Origin of the sequence: Streptomyces sp. NPDC012466, assembly GCF_042955215.1 — a bacterium.
GTDB lineage: Bacteria > Actinomycetota > Actinomycetes > Streptomycetales > Streptomycetaceae > Streptomyces.
The window spans coordinates 350,294-367,546 of the sequence record NZ_JBIBEQ010000005.1 but is presented as its reverse complement, the minus strand read 5'-3'; the positions used below and the strand labels follow the sequence as shown (position 1 = coordinate 367,546).

Here is a 17,253-nt window from a genome sequence, read left to right as displayed (position 1 = left end):
CGGAGAGGTCCCCGGGGGCCCGGCCCTACGAAGGAAGGCCCGCTCCGAAACCGGAGCGGGCCTTCCCCGTCGGTACGTCCCGCCTCAGCGGACCGGCGTGCTCTGCGCCTGCTGCGGCGCGATGCCCAGGGCCGTCGTGTACTTGGCCAGCGCCAGTTTGCCGATCGCCGGGTACGGGCCGAGCGATTCGGCGGCGGAGCAGCCCGCCTCCTTCGCGGCCTCCTCGACCAGGCCCTGCTCGATCTCCGGGCCGATCAGATACGGCGCGAGCGCCAGCTGGTGCGAGCCCGAGGAGCGCAGCTGCTCGGCGACGGAGGCGATGGAGCCCTCCTGGTCCAGGGCCGCCGCCATCACCGGCACGGCGAGGCGCGCGGCGAGCAGCATGCCGGTGATCCCGGCCGCCTGCACGGCCTCGTCACCGCCCACGGAGGCCAGGATGATGCCGTCCGCGGCGGTCGCCACGGTGAACAGCCGGGCACGGTCGGCACGGGCCAGACCGGCCTCGGACAGCCGCACGTGCAGCGCCTCGGCGAGCAGGGGGTGCGGGCCGAGGACATCGGTCAGCTCGGCGGCGACACGGCTCTCCATGAGGGCCTGGCGGACCTGGCGCAGCAGCGCGCTGTCCGGGCCGGCGAGCAGCGGCACGACGACGGCGACGGGGCCGTCGGGCGTCTTGACGTCCATGCCGGCGGCGCGGGCCTGCTCGAAACGGGCCGTGCGCTCCCCGGCGGCGTGCACGAGCACGGCCTGCAGCGAGGGGAACTCCGCGTTGTCCCCGTCGAGGTACCCGATGCGGGCGTCGAGGCCGGGCAGCTCGGAGCGGGCGATGCTCACGACCTCCTCGGCGAGGCTGCGCGTGGCGCTACTGGGCGTCCCCGGCACGGCGAGGACGAGCGCGGGCGCGCCCTCGGGAGCAACCAGCGGCTCGGGACGGCGGTGCCGTCCGGGCTGGCGGGGGCGCGGCATTCGTACGGGCAGGCCATCCGCGGGCCCAGTGGGGGAACTCATGGCGCCGCATGTTACTGGCTTCTTGGGTTCCCCTGTTCGGGGAGGGTGCAGGTGAGCGGTATCCGTCCTGTTTTGTCTGATGAGTTACGTACGGACCGGATACGGTGGGATCAATCACCCGACCGGGTGGTCACGGACAACATCCTCTCGTCACCCGGCAACGCCAGCGAACCGGTGCTCAGCTCGGCGGCGATGCGCACCGAGCCGTGCAGCGGATCGCCCTCGGCCGGCACCCGCCGCGCCCGCGGCAGCCGCCGCGCCAATTCCTCGTCCACGGGCCCGAGCAGCGGGTCGCCCAGCCTGAACAGGCCGCCGGTGACGGTGACACGCGGCTCACCGCCGGAAGGGCACACGGCCACCGCGGAGTCGGCCATGTGCCGGGCGGCCGCCCGCAGGATGCCCGCCGCGACGGGATCCTCGTCCGCGCAGGCGGCCACACGAGGCGCGAAGGAGGCGAGGACGGCGGGCCGGTCGGGACGGGGATACAGCGCCCCGGGCAGCCCCGCGACGGGCCCGAACACCTCCTCGGCGCAGGCCAGCAGCCGGGCCGAGCCGTCCGCACGCCCGTCATGGGCACGCAGCGCGGCCTCGAGACCGGCCCGGCCGATCCAGGCACCGCCCCCGCAGTCGCCCAGCAGATGCCCCCAGCCGTCCGCACGCCGCCAGCCGGTGAGATCGGTGCCGATCGCGATCAGTCCCGTGCCGCCGGCGATCACGGCACCGGGACGTGGCCCCAGCGCGCCCACGTACGCGGTCACGGCATCGGCGGCCAGCGCGACCCTGCGCACGCCCCACTCCCGGGCCAGTGCACCCGGCAGTTCGGCGCGCAGCCCGTCACCCAGGGACGCCAGCCCGGCCGCGCCGACGACCACGGTGGTCAACGGCACCGGTCCGGCCTCGGCGGTCAAGGCACGTACCAGCGGCACGAGTCGCGCCATGAGGTCCTCGGGGTCGATGCCCCGCTCGCCCGTGCGGACCGGCTCATCGGAGGCCCGCCGGGCCAGCGGACCGCGCTCGGCGGTCCCCAGCACGGCACGGACACCCGAGCCGCCGGAGTCCACGGCGAGGAACCCGGAACCCTCCGGCGCCCCGGTCACGGCAGGCGCCAGTCCACCGGTTGGCCGCCCTGGCGGATCAGCAGGTCGTTCGCCCGGCTGAACGGACGGGAGCCGAAGAAGCCCCGGTCGGCCGACATGGGGGAGGGGTGGGCGGATTCGACGGAGGGCAGATCGCCGAGGAGGGGACGCAGATTGCGGGCGTCACGGCCCCACAGGATGGACACCAGCGGCTTTCCGCGCCCCGCAAGGGCCCGGATGGCCTGCTCGGTGACCTCCTCCCAGCCCTTGCCGCGGTGGGCACCGGGCTTGCGCGGGGCGGTGGTCAGCGCCCTGTTGAGCAGCAGCACGCCCTGCCGCGTCCACGGCGTGAGGTCGCCGCTGGACGGCTGGGGGAGACCCAGGTCGGCGGTCAGCTCCCGGTAGATGTTGATGAGGCTGCCGGGCAGCGGCCGCACCTCGGGCGCGACCGAGAACGACAGCCCCACCGCGTGCCCCGGAGTGGGGTACGGGTCCTGACCGACGATCAGGACGCGCACGTCGTCGAAGGGCTGCTGGAAGGCCCGCAGGACGTTCGGCCCGGCCGGCAGGTAGGTGCGGCCCGCGGCGATCTCCGCGCGGAGGAAGTCCCCCATCGCGGCGACGCGTTCGGTCACCGGTTCCAGGGCCTTCGCCCAGCCCGCTTCGACGATCTCATGCAAGGGTCGTGGTGCCACGGGCGTCACCCTACTGCCGTACGGGCAGCGGCGATCAACCGGTGGCCAAGGCTGCTCCGCGACCTCGTCCTCCGTCTCGTCCCCCGTTCCATCCGCGTCTCAGCCGACGACCGCGGCCCGCACGCACAGCACGTCCGGCAGGTGCGACGCGAGTTGCCGCCAGCTGTCGCCGTCGTCCGCCGACGCGTACACCTCGCCGTTGCGGTTGCCGAAGTAGACGCCCGCCGGATCGGCGTCGTCCGTGCACATCGCGTCGCGCAGCACCGTGCCGTAGTGGTCGTCCTGGGGCAGCCCCGCCGACAGCGGCTCCCAGCTCTTGCCGGCGTCCGCCGTCCGGTAGACCCGGCACCGGTGGTCGGCCGGGACCCGGTCGGCGTCGGCGTTGATCGGGAACACGTACGCCGTATCGCCCCGGTGCGGGTGCGCCGCCGCCGCGAAACCGAAGGTGGACGGCAGGCCCTCGCCGATGTCCGTCCAGTGCGCGCCCGCGTCGTCGCTGCGGTACACCCCCCAGTGGTTCTGCAGATACAGCCGGTCCGGGGTCACCGCATCCCGCGTGACCTTGTGCACGCACTGGCCGAACTCAGGGTTCGGGTCGGGCAGGAACACCGCGGAGACACCCGAGTTGGAGGGCGCCCAGCTCGCCCCGCCGTCCAGTGTGCGGAACACTCCGGCGGTCGAGACGGCGACCGTCACCGCCTTGGGGTCGCGCGCGTCCGTGAGGACGGTGTGCAGTCCCTCACCGCCGCCGCCCGGCACCCACTTCGACCTCGTGGGGTGCTCCCACAGGGGCCGGACCAGCTCGAACGTCTCCCCGCGGTCCTCCGAGCGGTAGAGCGCCGCCGGTTCGGTGCCCGCGTACACCACGTCCGGCTCGGCGGCGGCCGGGTGCAACTGCCACACCCGCTCCAGGGACGCCCCGGTGTCCTTCGGGAACTTGACGGCCGGATGGGCCGGTTCGGTCCAGGTCCGGCCGAGATCGTCGGAGTGGAACACGGACGGGCCCCAGTGCGCGCTGTCCCCGCCGGCCAGCAGCCGCGGGGTTCCGGCCCGGGTGTCGATGGCGATCGAGTACACGGCCTGCGCGTTGAAGTAGGGGCTCTCGTCGAACTCCCAGGCGCCACCACCTCGCCGGCGTCCGATGAACAGGCCTTTGCGCGTGCCCACGGCGAGCAGAACCTCGGTCATGCCGATCACCTCCGCGGCGTCGTCGTCGACGCCTTCGTCCCAGACACCGGCCAGTCTGCACCCGACCACTGACAGTCACCTCCGCAACCCGCTCCGTCGCAGGTCAGCGGGGTGTCGGCGGCGCGCTCGGGCTGCGCGGCGGACCGCTCCGGGAAGCCGCTCGCGAAGGCCGGGGCCCGTGGGGGCCGTCACGCCCACCCGGATGTAGTGAGCATCCAGGCACCGCCGTCCGTATGGGGAGAGCGGCGGGATGGTCGTGGGCTCGTGAGGAGGAGGCCTCCGATGGCGTTACGTGGTCCGAGGGTGTGGCTGTGGCGCTGGCGGCGCAATCCGCTCAAGCGCCGTGCGGACAGGGTGGAGGCCTGGGTCGTGCTGGGCGTGTGGATGCTCACCGCGTTCGCCGGGGTGCTGGCCGGGACGACGGTGAGCCGGTCCGTCGAGGACGGGCTGGCCAGGGAGCGCGTGGAATGGCACCCCGTCGTGGGACGGCTCACCGAGCGCGCTCCCGGGACGGCCTCGGGGAACGCCCATGTGTCCCGCGCCGAGCAGGTGTGGGCGACGGCACACTGGACCGCCGCCGACGGTTCCGGGCACTCCGGCCAGCTACGGGTGCCGGCGGGCAGCGCCGCCGGGACCCCGGTCACGGTGTGGACGGATCCCGAGGGCCGTCAGGTCACCCGGCCCGTCACCGTGCCCCAGGCCCGCGTACGCGCCTTCCTGATCGGCGGTGTGGCGGGCATCTGCGCCGCGGCCGTGCCCCTGCTCGGCGGCCGCGCCCTGCGCGGCCGCCTGGAGCGTCGCCGCATCGACCAGTGGGACGTCGAGTGGTCCCGCTTCGGCCCGATGTGGGGGCGTACGGCGGGGTGAGGGCCTACGGGTGCCCTCTTCCGGCCAGCGCCTCCCGGCACATCCGCAGCAACTCCAGGTCCTCGCGTATGCCGTAGCCGCCGCGGGCGGTCGGATGCCGCCGGGGGGAGGCGAGCTCCGCTCGGAGCAGGTCGTGCAGAGGCGCTCCCGCCGGGCCCAGGACCGCGACGCACCCGGCGACCGTCCGACGCGTGCCCGGGTGATCCGCCCAGGCGGAGCGCAGGACAGGAAGGACCTGTTCCGGCTCACCTGCTGCCCGCCACATCGCGCACGCGGCCGTGACCCGCTCCCACGGGTCACCGGAGCGGGCCATCCCGCGCAACCCCGGCAGGGCCGGACGGGCCGCAGGCCCGAGCCGCCCCAGTACGGCCGCCGCACGGCGCCGCCGACTGCTCGCGCGGCCTGTCAACTCCCTGAGGAGCACGGGCAGCACGGCGTCCGCATCGCCCGTGACCGACCACAGCGCGTCCGCCGCCGCCACCGCGCAGTCGGTCTCCAGCAGCCCGCGCAGATCCGGTATCGCCTCGCGCGCGGCGCCGCCGAACGCGCCGAGGGCACGCACCGCCGCTTCCGTCACTGTCTCGCGCCGCCGCGGCCCGTCCGGCAGGCCGCGCAGCAGACGTGACACCGCCGGAACGGACTCGGCGTCGCCCAGTGCGGCGAGGGCCGACAGCAGGGGAACGGCCCGCTCGTGCGGGTCGGACGCGTCGAGCGGCACGCGCGCGAGCCGTCTGCGCAAGGCGGGGGCGAGCGGCAGGGCCGCGCGGCCCAGGTGGGGTATCACCAGCCCCAGGTCGTCAGGGACGACCGGGCCCGCCAGCACCTCGGCCAGCACCGGCGTGGCCCGCGCGTCCCCGGCCCGGGCCAGCGCCTTGAGCGGGCCGCCCAGAGTCGGCGCACCCCGCTCCCCGTGCCGTACACGAAGCTCGGGACGGCAGGCCACCAGCGCGTGGAGGTGGTCCGCGGCGGGCGCGGCCAGCGCGAAGAGCTCCACCAGGACGGCGACCGCCGCGTCGTGCAACCACCCCTCCGACGCGCCCAGTTGGGTCCCGATGAGGGTGACCGGCTCCGCGTGGCCGCTACGCCATTCGCGCAGCAGCGCGGCCGACATCCACACGCCGTTGCACCGGTCGAGGGGATCCGGGCTGGTCAACTGCCCGCACAGCAGGGCGACCCGGTCGGCCACCCGGCCGCCGAGCGCGGTGTGCAGGGTCCGCAGCAGCCGGGAGCCCTCCTCGTCCGAGGGGCGCAGGCGCCGCAGCCGGCCAGCGAGCGTGTCCGGGCCCGGACCGTCGTACGGGCGCCCCGCCCGGGCCCGTTGCCCGGATCTGTCCCTGAGCAGGTGGACGACGGTCGGTACGAGATCGGCGGGGAGCAGCTCCGGGGCGCACCCGGCGAGCTGTCCGAGTGCGGCGAGCCGGAGACCGGGGCCGTACGGGGGCCCGCTCAGCTCGGTCAGCAGGCGCACCGCCTCGGCGGCAGGGGCAACGCCGTCCGGGCGGTACCGCTGGACGAACAGGCCGAGGCTCTCCGTCAACGCGAGCAGGACCCGGTCGTCCCGTTCCACCGTGATCCGCTCCCGCAACAGGGCGAGCACCCGCGCCGGTTGGTCGAGAAACCGCACGAGTGCCCCGGGCACCGCCCTGCGCACTCCCGCGTCCGCGTCCCCGGCGAGCCGGACGAAGGCCTCGGCCCGTGCGCGCAGGGCCGTACGGGCTCCGGCCGCGAGATCGTCGCGGGGCCCGCCGGTGTCGCCGATACTGACGAGGAGTTCCACCACGTCCTCCCGGTCCGGCACCTCCTCACCGGCGGCGAGCGCGAGGAGAAACGGAACACAGGCGAGCGTCGAGTCGTACACATCGCCCTGGTGGTGCAGGGCGCCGTACATCCCGTCGAGCGCGGTCTGTCGCTCGGCCGGGTCGGCGGAGGCCAGTCCCCGCAGCAATCCGGGCACGTCCTCCGCGCTGCCGTTCGCATGGCGCAGCGAGGCCCAGTCGACCTCGTCGATCCCCCTGAACACGTTGTCCTCCCCCGGGCGAAGTGCCACCTGACGGGGAGTCTGCACCACGGCACCGACAACGAAGCGGAATCGGGAGGTGACTGTGCGCGAACTGTGCGCACGATGGCCGGAGTTCGAGTCGGCCGGTCAGGCCGCGCCGACGCCTCCGCCGGGCAGTGCCCGCGCCACGATCGCGTCCAGGCCCGCCGTCTGAGGCAGCGTCCCGAACGCGTGCCCCCAGTCGCCCCCGAGCCGCGTCGCGCAGAACCCGTCGGCGACCGCCGGCGGGGCGTACCGGACGAGGAGGGAGGCCTGGAGCGTCAGCGCCATCTGCTCCACGAGACGGCGTGCCGTCGTCTGCGACGCCTCGGACAGTCCCGCCTTGAGCCCTGTCACGGCCGCGTCCAGCCGGGCGTCCGCCCCCCGGGCCAGGGCGAGCTCCCCGAACAGGGCCTCGGCCGTGCCCGGTTCGCGACGCAGCGCCCGCAGCACGTCGAGGGCGTTGACGTTGCCCGAGCCCTCCCAGATCGACAGCAGGGGAGCCTCGCGGTAGTGCCGGGGCATACCCGAATCCTCGACGTAGCCGTTGCCGCCGAGGCACTCCAATGCCTCCGCGGTGAAGGCCGGGCCCCGCTTGGTCACCCAGTACTTGCCGACGGCGGTGGCGATCTGGTCCAGCGCTACACGGCCCGGCCCGATCGGCCCTCGCGCGAACTGGCCGAAGCCCTCTGGCCGCTGGACGCCTGGTCCGGCACGGCCCGGGCGCTGCTCGCCCACATCGCCGGCGGGTCCCGCCCGGCCGACCGCCTGACCGCCTTCGCCGCCGTCGTGCGGCACCTGCTCGCCGACCCCGTGCTGCCACCGGTGCTCCTGCCCGCCGACTGGCCCGGCGCCGAACTGCGCGCCGCCTACGGCGACTACCAGCGGGAGCTGACCGGGGAGGTACGCGCGCGCGTCGGCGGCACCTGACGCGAACGGCCGTGCGCAGCGCCCGCCGGGGCGCTCCGCACGGCCGCCTTCTCCGTGGGGGGATGGCCTGGGACTACCTGTAGGTGATGTCCGAGGTGGAGTAGAGGCAGTTCTTGCTGTCGGGCCCCGAGCCGACGGCGGTGTTGTTGTTGTACTTCTGGCAGGGGACGACCTTGCGGGCGGAGTCGTTGCGGATCGTGATGTTCCGCAGGGTCGCCACGTCGTTGCGGTTGACGTTGATGCCGACGAGCCGCGCGGTGGTGCCGGTGCCCGTCACGTCGATGGTGTTGAGGTTGACCTTGCGCGTGTACTGCGTGGAGCAGTCACCGCAGGAGCGGTAGAGCGTCTTGAACTCCTGCACCGCGAAGTTGGAGATGGTCAGCGTGCCGCCGCCGTTGTGCTGGAAGACCTTGTCCGCCGCCTTCTTCGCGCCGCCGCCGATCACCTGGTAGGTGGCGCCGTTGCCGCCGCGGAAGGTGGCGGCGTCCTCGCCGACGTCCTCCCACCAGACGTTCTGCAGTGTGCAGCTGCCCTCGCAGTGGATGCCGTCGGCCGCGGGGGCGCCGAGGATGACGTTCTTCAGCACCGCGCCGTCCGACAGCTTGAAGATCGGGTCCTGGCCCTCCTCCTGGCCGTCTCCGGCCAGGGCCCCGGTGCCGTAGTACCGCTTCATCCCGTAGTCCTTGGTGCCGGACACGGAGATGGTGGAGGAGGTGCCCTGGCTGCCGTTGGGGGTCGGCCAGGTGGCGGCGTTCGCCGCGGGGGCATTCATGGTCATGATCATGCCAACCGACAGGCCGAGTGTGGCCAGTGCGCCGGTCAGCGCACGCCGGCGGGCGGGCGGACGTGTCGCAGAAGTCATGTCCCGATTCCTTCTGTCGTGGGGGTGGATGGGGTCAGGGCCTTCCGGTGGTCGTGCGTCCCGTGGGGGGTCCGTGACTTATGGCCTTCACGTACATGAATTGCGTTCGCCGTGCTGTTCCCGTAGTGCGGAACAAGTGCACCCGTTCCCCTCAACGGGTCACACTGTTGAACGGAACGTAGAGGGCAAGCGCTTTCTAGTCAACGGCTCACGCAGAACGGATTCGGCCGGTCCTGATGACGGCGGCAGACGCGTGGGAGCGCTTCCATGGGAGCCATGTCCATGCCACCATGCCGAACGGATGCGTCCCTCCATTCCTCGGCAGCGAGCCGCGGGAGGTGACTGTCCGAAGGCCCAGCGCCCCGCTCACACCGCCCGATTCCACTGCTGAACAGCCCGTACGACGTCCTGCGCACCGCACCCCACAACGGAAGGGACCCGGACGTGTCTGCCACCCCCCACCCCGCGACGAGGAGACCCCTGCGGTCGATCCTCCTCGCGCTCGTCGCCGCGCTGCTGCCGTTGCTCGCGGCCTCCGCGCTCACCGCGCCCGCGGTGGCCGCGGGCGAGCCCGCCCGCGCTTCCGCCCGCCAGGGGGCCGTACCCGCCGCGGCCCTCACCGAGGTCACGAACTTCGGCACCAACCCGAGCAACCTGCGCATGTACCTGTACGTGCCGGAGAGTGTGACTCCCGAACCGGCCGTCGTCGTGGCCGTGCACTGGTGCACCGGCTCGGGCCCCGACATGTACAACGGCACCGAGTACGACACGCTGGCCGACCGGTACGGGTTCATCGTGCTCTACCCGTCCGTCACCCGCAGCAGCAAGTGCTTCGACGTCTCCTCGCCCCAGGCTCTGCGCCGCGGCGGCGGCAGCGACCCCGTCGGCATCAAATCGATGATCGACTGGGTCACCCGCACCTACGACGCCGACACCGGCCGGATCTTCGCCACGGGCATCTCCTCCGGCGCGATGATGACGAACGTCCTGCTCGGGGACTACCCGGACGTGTTCGCGGCGGGCGCCGCCTTCTCGGGCGTCCCGTTCGGCTGCTTCGCCACCACCGACGGCTCCGAGTGGAACAGCGCCTGCTCGGGCGGCACGGTCACCCACACCCCGAAGGAGTGGGGCGACCTGGCCCGGGGCGCGTACCCCGGCTACACGGGCACCCGCCCGCGGATGCAGATCTGGCACGGCACCCAGGACGATGTCCTGCGCTACCCCAACTTCGGGGAGCAGATCAAGCAGTGGACCGACGTGCAGGGCGTGAGCGGGACGCCCACCGTCACCGACACCCCCCAATCCGGCTGGACCCGCACCCGTTACGGCGGCACGGGCGACCGGGCCCCCGTGGAGGCCATCAGCCTCCAGGGCGTCGGCCACAACCTGTACGCCCAGGGCATGGCGTCCCGCGTGCTCACCTTCTTCGGCCTGGACAGCTCCGGCCCGGCTCCCCAGCCCCAGCCCGGCGCCTGCAAGGTGACGGCCTCGGTGAACGCCTGGAACACCGGCCTGACCGCCACCGTGACCGTCACCAACACCGGCGCGACCACCGTCAACGGCTGGAAACTCGGCTTCACGCTGCCGGCGGGGCAGACGGTCACGGGCGGCTGGGGTGCCACGTACGCACCGTCGTCCGGGTCGGTCACCGCGACCAACGTCTCGTACAACGGCACCATCGCGCCGGGTTCGAGCGTGAGCATCGGCTATCAGGCCGGTCACGGCGGCAACAGCGCCGCTCCGGCCGCGTTCACGCTCAACGGGACGGCGTGCGCGGCCGGTTGACGTACCTGCGCGAGTGCCGGACCGGACGGTCGGATCAAACCGACCGGTGGTACTGGTCCGGCACCCGTACCTCGCCGCCGAGTTCCCGCGCGGCGAGCCGCGCCCACGAGGGGTTGCGCAGCAGTTCGCGGCCCAGCAGGACCGCGTCCGCCTCGCCGTTGGCCAGGATCTTCTCGGCCTGCTCGACGTCGGTGATGAGGCCGACCGCGGCGACCGGCAGGGCCGTCTCGTTCTTCACCCGGGCGGCGAAGGGCACCTGGTAGCCGGGACCGGTGGGGATGCGGACGCCGGAGGCGTTGCCGCCGCTGGAGACGTCCAGCAGGTCGATGCCGTGGTCCCGCAGGTCGGTGGCGAAACGGACCGTGTCGTCCGCGCTCCAGCCGCCGTCCTCGAGCCACTCCGTCGCCGAGATGCGGAAGAACAGCGGCTTGTCGTCCGGCCAGACCTCCCGCACGGCGTCGACGACTTCGAGGGCGAAACGGGTGCGGTTCTCGTACGAGCCGCCGTAGGCGTCGGTGCGGTGGTTGGAGTGCGGGGAGAGGAACTCGTTGATCAGGTAGCCGTGGGCGCCGTGGATCTCGGCCACCTCGAAACCGGCGGCGAGCGCGCGGCGGGCGGCCGCCGCGAACTGCTCGACGATGTCCCCGATCTGGTCGACCGTCAGCTCGGCCGGGGCCGGGTGCCGGTCGTCGAACGCGAGCGGGCTCGGGGCGACGGCGTTCCAGCCGTGGGCCTCCGGGCCGACCGGGGCGCCGCCCTTCCAGGGGCGGTCCGTCGAGGCCTTGCGGCCGGCGTGGGCCAGCTGGACGGCCGGAACGGTGCCCTGCGCGGTGAGGAAGCGGGTGATGCGGCGGAACGCCTCGACCTGCGTGTCGTTCCAGATGCCGAGGTCGTAGGGGGAGATGCGGCCCTGCGGGGACACCGCGGTGGCCTCGACGATGATCAGGCCGGTACCACCGGTGGCGCGGGCGGCGTAGTGCGCGAAGTGCCAGTCGGTGGGGGCCCCGGCCTGCGGGCCCTCCGGCGCCGCCGAGTACTGGCACATCGGGGGCATCCACACGCGGTTCGGGATCGTCAGCTCGCGCAGGGTGTAGGGCTCGAAGAGCGCGGTCACGGCGGACTCCATTCGTCACGGGGCCGAGGTCGACTCGTACGATAGGCATCGTAGTACGGTGGATGTCAAACTACGAAGGTTCTCGTACTATGGGAGTTCCCGAGGAAGTGGAGCCGCCGTGACGTCCCCCGTCGTCAGCAGTCGTGACCTGCCGCATCCCGCGCGTGACGAGATTCGGCTGGAGGGGGTGCTGCACGCGCTCTCGGACCCGATGCGGTTGCGGATCGTGCGGGAGCTCGCCGGCGCGCGCGGTGAGCTGTCCTGCTCGGACTTCGAGCTGCCGGTCACCAAGTCGACCACCACGCACCACTTCCGGGTGTTGCGGGAGAGCGGGGTCATCCGGCAGGTGTACCGGGGGACGGCCAAGATGAACGGGCTGCGGCGGGACGAGCTCGACGCGTTGTTCCCGGGGCTCATGGGTGCGCTGCTCGACGCGGCTGCCCGGCAGGACGTCCGTCTCGGTGGCTGAATCGTTCGCCGGGGGCGGGCGGGCCGGGGCCTGTCGCGCCGGCGCGGCCGAGTCGTGCGGTACTCCGGCCCCGCGTCCCTAAGGAGTCCGGCCCGCTGCGGCCTTCAGAAGGGACTGCCAGTCCGGGAGCTTGACCACTCCGCGGCCCAGTGCGGCTCCCAGGTCCGCCTCCGCTCGCTCGATCGACTCCCAGCCCTCCCATTCGACCGGGTGGATGCCCTCGGCGTGCAGCAGCGGGAGCGGGTCGTCGGGGACGGCCCGCAGGGCGAGCGCCGGGGCGTCCTCCAGGACGGACGTCGCGGTCTCCTTCGCGCAGGGGCGGTTCGTGCCGATGACGCCCGTGGGGCCGCGCTTGATCCAGCCCGCCACGTACTCGCCCGGGGAGGCGGCCCCCTCGCGCAGGACCCGGCCGCACAGGTTCGGGACCGTACCGGTGACCGGATCGAACGGGAGGTCCTCCAGGGGCACCCCGCGGTAGCCCACGGAGCGCAGAACCAGTTGCCCCTCGATGACCTCGTGGTGGCCCGTTCCCGTCACGCCGCCGTGGCCGTCCGGGGCCGTCCGCTCGAACCGCGCCGCGCGCACGTGGCCCTGCCCGGCGAGCAGTTCGGCCGGGCGGAGGAAGAACCGCAGGTGGATGCGGCGCGGTGCGCCGGTCGGGGGCGACTCGGCCCAGTCGCGCAGCACGTCCACGTTGCGGCGCTGCGGGGCGGGCAGCGCGGAGGGGTCCTGGTACCCCGGGTCCAGGGCCAGCTCCGCCGGGTCCACGAGCACGTCGGTCTGCGGCAGGGTGCCCAGCTCGCGCAGTTCCTTGGTGGTGAACCGGGCCTGGGACGGACCCCGCCGTCCCACCATGTGGATCTCGGTCACCCGGCTCGCCCCCAGGGCGGCCAGGGCCGCCTGCGGCATGTCCGTCGGGGTGAGCTCGGCCGGTCCCCGGGCCAGCATGCGCGTGACGTCGACGGCGACGTTCCCCACGCCGATCACCACGGCCGACCGGGCGTCCCGCAGGAAACCGGCGTCCACGGCGTCCGGGTGGGCGCTGTACCAGGACACGAACTGTGTGGCCGACCAGCTTCCCGGCAGGTCCTCACCGGGGATGCCCAGGTGCCGGTCGGTGGCGGCGCCCACGCAGTACACCACCGCGTGGTAGAGCCGGCGCAGTCGCGCCGCGGTCACCCCGTCGGGGCCGATCCGCACGCCGCCGAGGAACCGCACCCGGTCGTGCTCCAGTACCGCGCGCAGATGGTTCTGCAGCGACTTGATCTTCTCGTGGTCGGGCGCCACGCCGTAGCGGACGAGACCGTACGGGCACGGCAGCCGGTCCAGGACGTCGACGCACACCTCGGAGTCCAGCCGGACGAGGCTCTGAGCGGTGTAGCACCCGCTCGGCCCGGAACCTACGACGGCGACGCGCAGCACGGCGGAACTCCTTACCCGGGGGATCCGGCGGATCTCGGGAGAGCGCTGACGCCTCCAGCATCGCACCGGCCGGGCTCCGCTGACAGGGTGCTGTGCGCCGCCCCGGGCGCGTGTCCGATCTATAGGGAATGTGATCATGCGGTTACGTTCGGTGTGTGCTGGAAGCCTCCTTTCTGAATCTTTCTGATCGCTCTCCGGCGGGCGGTGCGGTGTCCGTGCGCCCCGCGTGGGAAGTGCGGGAGAACGAGGGCGCCACCCGGTGGTTCGAGTTCCGGCTGGCCTTCGCGGACGGCGCCCGGGTCGACGCGCTGGCCGTCGTGGGCGGCGGATGCGTCTGCGTCGAGGAGGTGCGGGCCCAGCCCGCACTGTCCCTGGACGACCTGGCCGTGCTCGCCGACTGGATCGAGGAGTCGGTGGCCGAGGCGTGCGCCGGGTCCGGGCCCGACAGCCGCGGGGGTGAGGGGCGCCGTGCCCGGCCGGCCTGGCCGCGCGGCGCGGAGGGGCGGCGGCTGGTGGCGCAGGAGTACCGCGCCGCCCAGCTGGACGGCGCCGACCCTGTCCTCGCCGTCATGGGCGCGACCGGGCACAGCCGTCGTACGTCGCTCAGGCTGATCGGCCAGGCCCGGGACGCGGGTCTGCTGTCACCACGCCGCGCCCGGCGCTGAAAGCGGCCGAGGCCCCGCCCCGGGGCGTGTTCAGAGCATGTTCCGCATCCGGGTGATCTCGCTCGTCTGCTGTGCGATCACCTCGTCGGCCATCTCCTCGACGCGGATGTTGTTGCCCTGCCCCTTCACGTCCGTGGCCATCGTGATCGCACCCTGGTGATGAGTCGTCATCAGGGTCAGGAAGAGGCGGTCGAACGCCTCGCCGTCGGCCGCGCGGAGCTTTTTCAGCTGGGCCTCCGTCGCCATGCCGGGCATCGTGGCGTGCTCGTGCCGCTCGGCCTTCAGCGGCTTGCCGTACGACTTCAGCCAGCCTTTCATGGCCTCGATCTCGGGCTTCTGGCCGGCCGCGATGCGCTCGGCGATTCGCTTCACGTCCTTCGACCCGGCGCGCTTCGGGACGAGTTCGGTCATCACCAGGGCCTGGGTGTGGTGCTCGATCATCATGCGGACGTAGGAGACGTCGGCGGAATTGGGGGAGTCGTTCTCCGAGCGCCGGTCGGCGGCCTCGTCGGCGGAGAGGGTGCGGTTCGCCTCGCCGGGCTCACCCGGGGCGATCACGGCGGGCCCGTCCGCGGCGGCCGGCTCGCGGTCCGGACCGGAGTCACAGCCCCCGGCCGCGAGCACGGCCAGGGCGACCAGCCCCGTCGCCGCGACGGCGGACGTCCGGGACGCACGGCGGAAGAGCACAACGACCTCCTGTGACAAGCGGGTTGGGACGCACCTCGGGTTGCGGACGACGTACTGGCACGCTTCCGCGGGTCATTGATCGGAAAACTTCATTGCGATTCTGTTGCCCTCTGTTGGTATGTGCATGGCGAAGACGATACTGCGTGGTGCGTGAACCGTTCCGCAGTGAACGGAACCAGGGAGGAAAACAGTGATCCTGTTGAACGACCGCAGAACGCGTCGCAGACGCATGGGAGTTGCCGCCGCAGCCGCCGGGCTGCTGGGCGCGCTCCTCACGGCGGCACCGGCAGGGGCCACCCCCGACCCGGGGGACGCGCCGCCCGCGCCCAAGAAGGTCTCCCAGAGCGACCGGGCCGAGGTCCGTGAGGCCATCCGCAACGGTGACATACCCGGCCAGGACGAGATCGTCCACTCCGACAACATCCAGCACCTGGCCCACGTCCCCAAGGACGTGCTCCAGGGGACGAACTCGGACCTCGCCTTCCAGGGCAGGTACGCGTTCGCGGGCAACTACGACGGCTTCCGCATCTTCGACATCAGCAACCCCAGGACGCCGAAGACCGTCGCCCAAGTGCTGTGCCCGGGCTCGCAGAACGACATCTCCGTCTCCGGTGACCTGCTGTTCCTGTCCACCGACTCCTCGCGCAGCGACAGCAGTTGCTCCAGCACAACCCAGCCGGCGACCGAGAAGTCCTCGTGGGAGGGCATGAAGGTCTTCGACATCAGCGACAAGCGCAACCCGAGGTACGTCGCCGCCGTCGAGACCGCGTGCGGCTCGCACACCCACACGCTGGTGCCCGAGCGGCGCAACGTCTACGTGTACGTCTCGTCGTACTCGCCGAACGCCGCCTACCCCGACTGCCAGCCGCCGCACGACGGCATCTCCGTCATCAAGGTGCCGCGCAGCGCCCCCGAGAAGGCGAAGGTCGTCGGCTTCCCCGTGCTGTTCCCCGGTGAGGGGCCGGACGGCGGCGGCAACCCGGGCGGACCCACCAACCCGGGCGTGTCCAAGACCACCGGCTGCCACGACATCACGGTGCTGCCGTCGAAGGACCTGGCCGCGGGCGCCTGCATGGGCGACGGCATCCTGTTCTCCATCAAGGACCCGGAACGCCCGAAGGTCATCGACCGGGTGCAGGACAACGTCAACTTCGCGTTCTGGCACTCGGCGACCTTCAACCAGAAGGCGAACAAGGTCGTCTACACCGACGAGTTGGGCGGCGGCGGCGCGGCCACCTGCAACGCGGAGATCGGCCCGGACCGCGGTGCCGACGGCATCTACGACATCGTCGGCAAGGGCGACAAGCGCAAGCTGGTCTTCCGCAGCTACTTCAAGATCCCCCGCCACCAGGCCGACACCGAGAACTGCGTGGCCCACAACGGCTCGCTGATCCCGGTCAAGGGCAAGGACATCATGGTCCAGGCCTGGTACCAGGGCGGCGTCTCCGTCTGGGAGTTCACCGACTCGGCCAACCCGAAGGAGATCGCCTACTTCGACCGCGGCCCGCTGACCACCGACACGATCAAGTCGGGCGGTTCCTGGTCGGCGTACTACTACAACGGCTACATCTACTCGAACGAGTACGCCCGGGGCTTCGACGTCCTGAAGATCGACGACCGGCGCACGGACCCGGCGCGCCGGGTCCACCAGCGTGAGCTCAACGTGCAGACCCAGCCGGACTACTTCGACTGACCCGGCGGACCGCACTCCGGTGCGGCCCCGGTCGCGAAGAACCGCGACAGATCCTTGTCGCCCCTCCCGCCGGAGGCTCCGGTCTCCGGCGGGAGGCCCAGCTCCCAGTCGAGCCGGTAACGCTTGAACAGCTCGGCCCGCAGCACCGGCACCGGCATCGGCACTCCCGGCACCAGGGCCGCGTACACGGCGCCCATCAGCAGGGCGCGCATCATCGGGTAGTCGCCGTCGACGTCCGATGATCCGTGCCGGGCCATGGTGTCCCGCAGCAGCTCGGCCAGGCGCCGCTGTTCCGGGCACTGCATGAAGCCCTCCGCCTGGAGGATCCCCGCCATGTGCTGGCGCATCAGCACGGGCCGGTCCCTGGCCAGACCCAGGATCGCGTCGATGGCCCGGGCCATCCGCTCCCGGCCGTCCTCGGTGCGCGGCTCCCGCTCCAGTGCCTCCTCCAGCGTGCGGTGCATCAGCCGGTGCACGGCGGACTGCACCAGCTGGCGCTTGCCGGGGAAGTAGTAGGACACCAGGCCGCGGGCGGAACCCGCGCGGTCCGCGATGTCGCCGAGCGTGGTGGCGTCGTAGCCGCGCTCGCCCACCAGCTCGACCGCCGCCTGCAGGAGCCGCTCCCGGGAACGCCGCCGCAACTCTTCATTGACCGAGGCGCTACGCGGAGACATGCGGTAACTCCTGTGTTGACTGGCTGCCAGCCAACTATACTCAGAGCGTCCGGCCAAGACCCGTGAGGTCTGGGCCGGTG

15 protein-coding genes and 2 pseudogenes are annotated in these 17,253 nt (G+C 72.6%); 6 read left to right on the top strand and 11 right to left on the bottom strand.

All coding sequences use genetic code 11. From position 1 onward, the window contains the following. Positions 1-84: 84 nt before the first annotated feature. The 4 genes from ACFY9E_RS20740 to ACFY9E_RS20725 form a co-directional block, all read right to left on the bottom strand. Positions 85-1,008, bottom strand: coding sequence for a sirohydrochlorin chelatase (locus tag ACFY9E_RS20740; RefSeq protein ID WP_390985952.1), 924 nt, complete (start codon positions 1,006-1,008; stop codon positions 85-87). A gap of 110 nt (positions 1,009-1,118) precedes the next feature. Beyond that, a complete protein-coding gene (locus tag ACFY9E_RS20735) occupies positions 1,119-2,105 on the bottom strand; it encodes a BadF/BadG/BcrA/BcrD ATPase family protein (RefSeq protein ID WP_390985949.1) in 987 nt (328 codons plus the stop codon). After that, the gene (locus tag ACFY9E_RS20730; protein WP_390985946.1) at positions 2,102-2,779 is read right to left on the bottom strand and encodes a uracil-DNA glycosylase; all 678 of its coding nucleotides are present in this window, start codon (positions 2,777-2,779) and stop codon (positions 2,102-2,104) included. The genes ACFY9E_RS20735 and ACFY9E_RS20730 overlap by 4 nt, the downstream gene beginning before the upstream one ends. 99 nt (positions 2,780-2,878) lie before the next feature. Then, positions 2,879-4,036 carry a WD40/YVTN/BNR-like repeat-containing protein gene (locus ACFY9E_RS20725; RefSeq protein ID WP_390985943.1) on the bottom strand — a complete coding sequence of 386 codons (1,158 nt, stop codon included), beginning with the start codon at positions 4,034-4,036 and terminating at the stop codon, positions 2,879-2,881. A 213-nt stretch (positions 4,037-4,249) separates the two neighbouring features. Here ACFY9E_RS20725 and ACFY9E_RS20720 point away from each other — a divergent pair, with 213 nt between their 5' ends. Continuing rightward, complete coding sequence (locus ACFY9E_RS20720) at positions 4,250-4,834, top strand: hypothetical protein (protein WP_390985940.1); 585 nt, start codon at positions 4,250-4,252, stop codon at positions 4,832-4,834. A gap of 4 nt (positions 4,835-4,838) precedes the next feature. On the opposite strand, the gene ACFY9E_RS20715 is transcribed toward ACFY9E_RS20720, so the two are convergent. Together ACFY9E_RS20715 and ACFY9E_RS20710 are read right to left on the bottom strand one after the other, a co-directional pair. Beyond that, the gene (locus tag ACFY9E_RS20715; RefSeq protein WP_390985937.1) at positions 4,839-6,854 is read right to left on the bottom strand and encodes a HEAT repeat domain-containing protein; all 2,016 of its coding nucleotides are present in this window, start codon (positions 6,852-6,854) and stop codon (positions 4,839-4,841) included. 126 nt (positions 6,855-6,980) lie between these two features. Next, positions 6,981-7,508: pseudogene (locus ACFY9E_RS20710) on the bottom strand (acyl-CoA dehydrogenase family protein); the annotation flags it as partial. Here ACFY9E_RS20710 and ACFY9E_RS20705 point away from each other — a divergent pair. Beyond that, positions 7,500-7,802, top strand: a pseudogene (locus ACFY9E_RS20705) (PaaX family transcriptional regulator C-terminal domain-containing protein); the annotation flags it as partial. The pseudogenes ACFY9E_RS20710 and ACFY9E_RS20705 sit on opposite strands and share 9 nt — an antisense overlap. Before the next feature lie 73 nt (positions 7,803-7,875). Here ACFY9E_RS20705 and ACFY9E_RS20700 read toward each other — a convergent pair. Then, the gene (locus ACFY9E_RS20700) at positions 7,876-8,664 is read right to left on the bottom strand and encodes a pectate lyase (RefSeq protein WP_390985934.1); all 789 of its coding nucleotides are present in this window, start codon (positions 8,662-8,664) and stop codon (positions 7,876-7,878) included. A gap of 444 nt (positions 8,665-9,108) precedes the next feature. Here ACFY9E_RS20700 and ACFY9E_RS20695 point away from each other — a divergent pair, with 444 nt between their 5' ends. Further along, positions 9,109-10,449, top strand: a complete 1,341-nt coding sequence (locus tag ACFY9E_RS20695) for a PHB depolymerase family esterase (RefSeq protein ID WP_390985931.1) — start codon at positions 9,109-9,111, stop codon at positions 10,447-10,449. A 34-nt stretch (positions 10,450-10,483) separates the two neighbouring features. On the opposite strand, the gene ACFY9E_RS20690 is transcribed toward ACFY9E_RS20695, so the two are convergent. After that, on the bottom strand, positions 10,484-11,563 hold the full coding sequence (locus ACFY9E_RS20690; RefSeq protein WP_390985928.1) for a tRNA-dihydrouridine synthase: 1,080 nt from the start codon (positions 11,561-11,563) through the stop codon (positions 10,484-10,486). 118 nt (positions 11,564-11,681) lie between these two features. Here ACFY9E_RS20690 and ACFY9E_RS20685 point away from each other — a divergent pair, with 118 nt between their 5' ends. Then, a complete protein-coding gene (locus tag ACFY9E_RS20685) occupies positions 11,682-12,032 on the top strand; it encodes a helix-turn-helix domain-containing protein (protein WP_390985925.1) in 351 nt (116 codons plus the stop codon). A gap of 78 nt (positions 12,033-12,110) precedes the next feature. Here the strand turns inward: ACFY9E_RS20685 and ACFY9E_RS20680 are convergent, their stop codons facing one another. Further along, a complete protein-coding gene (locus ACFY9E_RS20680; RefSeq protein ID WP_390985922.1) occupies positions 12,111-13,454 on the bottom strand; it encodes an FAD-dependent oxidoreductase in 1,344 nt (447 codons plus the stop codon). A 209-nt stretch (positions 13,455-13,663) separates the two neighbouring features. On the opposite strand from ACFY9E_RS20680, the gene ACFY9E_RS20675 reads away from it, so the two are divergent. Continuing rightward, on the top strand, positions 13,664-14,119 hold the full coding sequence (locus ACFY9E_RS20675; protein WP_390985919.1) for a DUF6214 family protein: 456 nt from the start codon (positions 13,664-13,666) through the stop codon (positions 14,117-14,119). A gap of 30 nt (positions 14,120-14,149) precedes the next feature. On the opposite strand, the gene ACFY9E_RS20670 is transcribed toward ACFY9E_RS20675, so the two are convergent. Beyond that, complete coding sequence (locus ACFY9E_RS20670) at positions 14,150-14,806, bottom strand: DUF305 domain-containing protein (protein ID WP_390985916.1); 657 nt, start codon at positions 14,804-14,806, stop codon at positions 14,150-14,152. 190 nt (positions 14,807-14,996) lie between these two features. Between ACFY9E_RS20670 and ACFY9E_RS20665 the strand changes: the two genes are divergently transcribed. Then, positions 14,997-16,499, top strand: a complete 1,503-nt coding sequence (locus tag ACFY9E_RS20665) for an LVIVD repeat-containing protein (RefSeq protein WP_390985913.1) — start codon at positions 14,997-14,999, stop codon at positions 16,497-16,499. On the opposite strand, the gene ACFY9E_RS20660 is transcribed toward ACFY9E_RS20665, so the two are convergent. Further along, positions 16,487-17,173: a TetR family transcriptional regulator gene (locus ACFY9E_RS20660; protein ID WP_390985910.1), complete on the bottom strand. Its 687-nt coding sequence runs from the start codon at positions 17,171-17,173 to the stop codon at positions 16,487-16,489. The genes ACFY9E_RS20665 and ACFY9E_RS20660 overlap by 13 nt on opposite strands. Between the last annotated feature and the right edge of the window lie 80 nt (positions 17,174-17,253).

Bases quoted from the DNA above. Each gene is read 5' to 3' on its own strand.
- ACFY9E_RS20700 (WP_390985934.1), bottom strand. From the start codon at position 8,664: ATGACTTCTGCGACACGTCCGCCCGCCCGCCGGCGTGCGCTGACCGGC.
- ACFY9E_RS20740 (WP_390985952.1), bottom strand. From the start codon at position 1,008: ATGAGTTCCCCCACTGGGCCCGCGGATGGCCTGCCCGTACGAATGCCG.
- ACFY9E_RS20660 (WP_390985910.1), bottom strand. From the start codon at position 17,173: ATGTCTCCGCGTAGCGCCTCGGTCAATGAAGAGTTGCGGCGGCGTTCC.
- ACFY9E_RS20720 (WP_390985940.1), top strand. From the start codon at position 4,250: ATGGCGTTACGTGGTCCGAGGGTGTGGCTGTGGCGCTGGCGGCGCAAT.